This is a genomic window from Mycobacterium sp. NAZ190054, from assembly GCF_001545925.1.
Classification (GTDB): Bacteria; Actinomycetota; Actinomycetes; order Mycobacteriales; family Mycobacteriaceae; genus Mycobacterium.
Genome location: NZ_LMVQ01000325.1, coordinates 1 through 3,792 on the forward strand (window position 1 = coordinate 1; position 3,792 = coordinate 3,792).

4 protein-coding genes and 2 pseudogenes are annotated in these 3,792 nt (G+C 71.3%); 5 read left to right on the forward strand and 1 reads right to left on the reverse strand.

Going from position 1 to position 3,792, the window contains the following annotated elements:
• Nucleotide 1 precedes the first annotated feature (1 nt).
• Nucleotides 2-64, forward strand: a pseudogene (locus ASJ79_RS35180) (hypothetical protein); the annotation flags it as partial.
• Nucleotides 65-100: 36 nt separating this feature from the next.
• On the opposite strand, the pseudogene ASJ79_RS20375 reads toward ASJ79_RS35180, so the two are convergent.
• Nucleotides 101-2,005, reverse strand: a pseudogene (locus ASJ79_RS20375) (helicase-associated domain-containing protein); the annotation flags it as partial.
• A 65-nt stretch (nt 2,006-2,070) separates the two neighbouring features.
• Between ASJ79_RS20375 and ASJ79_RS20380 the strand changes: the two are divergent.
• From ASJ79_RS20380 to ASJ79_RS20395, 4 genes are read left to right on the forward strand one after another with little or no spacing between them, the layout of a single operon-like run.
• Entirely contained in the window at nt 2,071-2,256 is a 186-nt protein-coding gene (locus ASJ79_RS20380) for a hypothetical protein (protein WP_156448543.1), read from the forward strand.
• Between the two features lie 2 nt (nt 2,257-2,258).
• Nucleotides 2,259-2,738, forward strand: coding sequence for a cyclic pyranopterin monophosphate synthase MoaC (moaC, locus tag ASJ79_RS20385; RefSeq protein ID WP_082753953.1), 480 nt, complete (start codon nt 2,259-2,261; stop codon nt 2,736-2,738).
• Nucleotides 2,735-3,214 (forward strand): molybdenum cofactor biosynthesis protein B, encoded by a 480-nt coding sequence (locus tag ASJ79_RS20390; RefSeq protein WP_067959135.1) that lies wholly within the window; start codon nt 2,735-2,737, stop codon nt 3,212-3,214. Before moaC ends, ASJ79_RS20390 begins: the two co-directional genes overlap by 4 nt.
• Nucleotides 3,211-3,636 carry a molybdenum cofactor biosynthesis protein MoaE gene (locus ASJ79_RS20395; protein ID WP_067959138.1) on the forward strand — a complete coding sequence of 142 codons (426 nt, stop codon included), beginning with the start codon at nt 3,211-3,213 and terminating at the stop codon, nt 3,634-3,636. The genes ASJ79_RS20390 and ASJ79_RS20395 overlap by 4 nt, the downstream gene beginning before the upstream one ends.
• The last annotated feature ends 156 nt before the right edge of the window (nt 3,637-3,792 follow it).

Genomic DNA, 3,792 nt, shown 5'->3' on the forward strand with positions numbered 1-3,792 from the left:
GGTGCGACGCGCGCTCGACACCGGCAAGACCGCGGGTGAGCTGCACGCGCTGTTCAACCGCCATTCGCGGACGCCGGTACCGCAGGCACTGACGTATCTGATCGACGATCGCGCCGGTCGCGTCCTCGGCCGCCGGCGCGAAGCCCGCGGTGCGCAACGCGGTGAGCACGTCACCGATCGGCGCTTGAGACACCGCCACCGTGGGCGCCAGAAGGCGCAGCTCCACCGACTCGGTGGCCGGCGCCGCCACGGCCTGGGCGAGCAGGGCGGCGTCCTCACATCGGACGAACGCCGAGGCCATCCCGACCCGCAGCTGCCCGTGACGCCTCGCCACGTCGTCGATCAGATACGTCAGTGCCTGCGGTACCGGCGTCCGCGAATGGCGGTTGAACAGCGCGTGCAGCTCACCCGCGGTCTTGCCGGTGTCGAGCGCGCGTCGCACCGAGGCCTCGTCGATGCGGTACACCATGGCCGCGCCGGCCGATTCCACGGTGGCGACTGCCGCGAGCTGCTCGGCGAGCGCGCGTTCCAGCGGCCCAGGCACGATGACGGTCAGGTCGGCCTGCAGCAGGAAATGGTCGATCGGCGCCGGGAGCACCTTCGCCATCGCCGCGGTCACCGCGTCCTCGCCGTCCCCGGCGAGCAGACGCCGGATCGGGGACGCGATCGCGCCGCGGCCGACGGCACCGACCGCGTGGGCTTCGGTGAGCATGTCGCCGACCGGATCGGGTTGCAGCCGCACCGCCCACCGGGGCCGTTTCCAGATCATCGCCCGGGAGGCGGTGCCGGCATCCACCCCCGAGCCCGGCGGCAACTCGGCCAGGATGTCGAGCATCAACCGGCGGTCGAGCGGCGCCGCGGTGGAGGACAACGAATCCGACAGCGCCGCATAGGGTTTGTTGTCGGGTCCGCGGGTGCCGATCAGGCTGGGCCGGCCGGGCAGGTCCAACCATGCCGACACCAGCAGGTGCCACCTCGCGGCGGTGGGGGATTCGACGAACCGGTCGAATGCCACCGTCGGCGCCCAGTACGACCCGGCGCCGTCGTCGGGTTCGGGGTCGGGCACACCGGGCGCGACCAGCCCGGCGGCCGCGCTCACCTCGAGGATCAGGCCCAGCCGCCGTTCGTCGATGCCGGTGGTCTTGGTCAGCCGTTTGACCTCTCGCACGCCGAGGCCGCCGCTGCGTAGCTCGGGCACCGGTGCGGCACTGAGGATTTCGAGGACGACCTCGACCTCGCGCAGGAAATCGATCGCGGCGCCGGCGGCCACCGCGTCGACGTCGGCTGCGGTCGTCGTCGCGACCGTCGGATCAGGTGCGCTCAGCGTCACCGGGCCCGGATGCTCGCCGCGCAGCACCTGGCCGACCAGGCGGGGCAGGATGACGGTGTCGTCGTCGAGCTTGCGCAGCAGTCCGGCCGCCAGCAGGCGCGGCACCGGGCGATCGGCGGGAGTTCCGGGCATGGCGTCGCGGGTCCGGCCGACCGGTGATCCCTCCAACAGCTTGTCCAGGAGGTCGCGCGCGCCGTCGTCCAGCGCTTCGAGTGCGGCGTTGATCTCGGCGGCCGTCTGCGCGGTGCTCTCCAGCGTGACCTGCCCCGGATACCAGGGCAGACTCGAGGCCGCCTCGGCGACCACCCGCAACGCTCCCCGGCCGTCCAGCTCACCCCACACCAGGGCGCGCGCCGCCAGCGCGTCGACCGCGGCGCGCAGCTCGGCGTCGGAGACGCGCTCGCCGAGGACTTCGGCCAGCTCGGAGAAGGTCGCCGGGGTGGTGTCGGCGTGCACGGTGAGCAGCGCGTCGAGCACCGACAGATGCAGGAAGTCCAGGTCATCGGTGGCGACTTTCACCGACTGGCGGGCGGCGGCGCGCGCCGCCAGCGCGGCGACGGTGCCCGGCGGAGGCTGGGTCAGGTCGGGCCGCAGACGCAGCAGCCGGATCAGCCGCTCGTCGTCCAGTTCGGCCAACCAGGCGCCCAGCGGTACACCCGGACTCTTCACGCTCATTGCTGACCAGCGTAAAGGAGGCTCCCGACCGTGCCAGTCCTCACGTGGTTTGCCACAATGGCACGGTGGCTGATGACAAGAAGAACCGATACGTCGACCCGGGTTGGCCCACGACGGACCCTGATGACCACGCGGTCAGCGAGCTTGCCACCGACCGCACCGGTGCGCTGTCGCCGTTCGGGGACGTGACGTTCCCGCTGCCGGCCGAGCAGCTGCCGTTCATCCAGGCCGTCACCGTCGTCAACAGGTAGCGGTGGCCGACCGCCTCTCGCATCTCGACGAGACCGGCGCGGCCCACATGGTCGACGTCACCGCCAAGGACGCCACCAAGCGGGTCGCGGTCGCCGCCGGCACGGTGCACACACGGCCGGACGTGGTCGAGATGATCACCGCCAACGGGCTGCCCAAAGGCGACGCGCTGGCGACCGCCCGCGTGGCGGGCATCATGGCGGCGAAACGCACGAGCGAGCTGGTTCCGCTCTGCCATCCGTTGGCGATCACCGGCGTCGACATCGACTTCACCGTCGGCGGCGACGATCCCGGCGCGGTCGCCATCACCGCGACCGTGCGTACGACGGACCGCACCGGGGTGGAGATGGAAGCGCTCACCGCCGTCAGTGTGGCCGCGTTGACCGTCTACGACATGATCAAGGCCGTCGACCGGGCCGCCCGGATCGACGACATCCGCGTGGTGCGCAAGGAGGGCGGCAAGACGGGGACCTGGGTCAGATGACACGTTCGGGCCTGGTCATCGTCGCGTCGACCCGGGCAGCGGGCGGCGTCTACGAAGACCGGTGCGGCCCGGTCGTCGTCGACTGGCTCAACACCCGCGAAATCACGACGCCGGCGGCGGTCGTGGTGGCCGACGGAGAACCGGTCGACTCCGCGCTGCGCGCCGGAATCGGCGACAGGCACGACGTCATCGTCACCTCCGGAGGCACCGGCATCTCGCCGACCGACGCCACCCCCCAGATCACCGCCGCACTGCTGGACTACGAGATCCCCGGCCTGGCCGACGCCATCCGGCGCTCGGGGCTTCCGAAAGTGCCGACGTCGATACTGTCCCGTGGGGTATGCGGTGTCGCGGGCCGCACGCTGATCGTCAATCTCCCCGGCTCACTGGGCGGCGTCAAAGACGGCCTGGCGGTCCTTGCCGATGTCCTCGACCACGCCCTCGACCAACTTCAAGGCAAGGACCATTCGCGATGACCGCCGTGCTACGCGCCGTGTTGACGGATCAGCCCATCGACTCGACCGAGCACGAGAAACTCGTGGCGCACCACGCCGCGGGTGCGGTGGTCGTCTTCGCCGGGGTGGTGCGCGATCACGACGGGGGACGAGGCGTCACCCGGCTGGAGTACTCGTCGCATCCGTCGGCCGAACAGACCTTGGCCGAGGTGGCCGCCGCGGTCGCCGCGGAGAGCCAGGGTGTCCGCGCGATCGCGGTGAGCCACCGGGTGGGCGTCCTGCACATCGGGGATGCCGCCCTTGTCGCCGCGGTGGCTGCAGACCACCGCGGCGCGGCGTTCGAGACGTGTGCGCGCCTCGTCGACCGGGTCAAGGAACGGTTACCGGTGTGGAAGCACCAGTTCTTCGCCGACGGCACCGACGAGTGGGTCAACTCCGCCTGACGTCAGGCGGGCGGCAACACCGGTGCGGGCGCGGGGATGATCAGCCCGGCGACGGCCGGCGCTCAGGAAGCGCATCAGGTCCGTTACACGCTCGTCTCGGCCGGCGCCTACGAGTTCGACCTCTTCTATCTGACGAGCCAGCCGCCGAGCATGGAG